Below are 251 nucleotides of genomic sequence, written 5' to 3' on the forward strand. Positions count from 1 at the left end.
TGATGATCGGGCCGACGGGCGTCGGCAAGACCGAAATTGCGCGCCGCCTCGCGAAGCTCGCCGATGCGCCGTTCGTCAAGATCGAAGCCACCAAGTTCACCGAGGTCGGCTACGTCGGCCGTGACGTCGACAGCATCGTGCGCGACCTGATCGAAATCTCGGTCAAGCAGACGCGTGAATCCGAGATGCGCAAGGTGCGCAGCAAGGCGACCGACCAGGCGGAAGACCGCATCCTAGACATCCTGCTGCCG

At 63.7% G+C, this 251-nt stretch carries 1 protein-coding gene; it reads left to right on the forward strand.

Translation table 11 applies throughout. The features are described 5' to 3' along the window. Nucleotides 1-251, forward strand: a 251-nt coding sequence (locus tag SB756_RS33190; RefSeq protein ID WP_410913649.1) for an AAA family ATPase, incomplete at both ends; no start/stop codon positions are given.

It is taken from the genome of Pseudomonas sp. SIMBA_068 (assembly GCF_046534705.1).
Classification (GTDB): domain Bacteria; phylum Pseudomonadota; class Gammaproteobacteria; order Pseudomonadales; family Pseudomonadaceae; genus Aquipseudomonas; species Aquipseudomonas putida.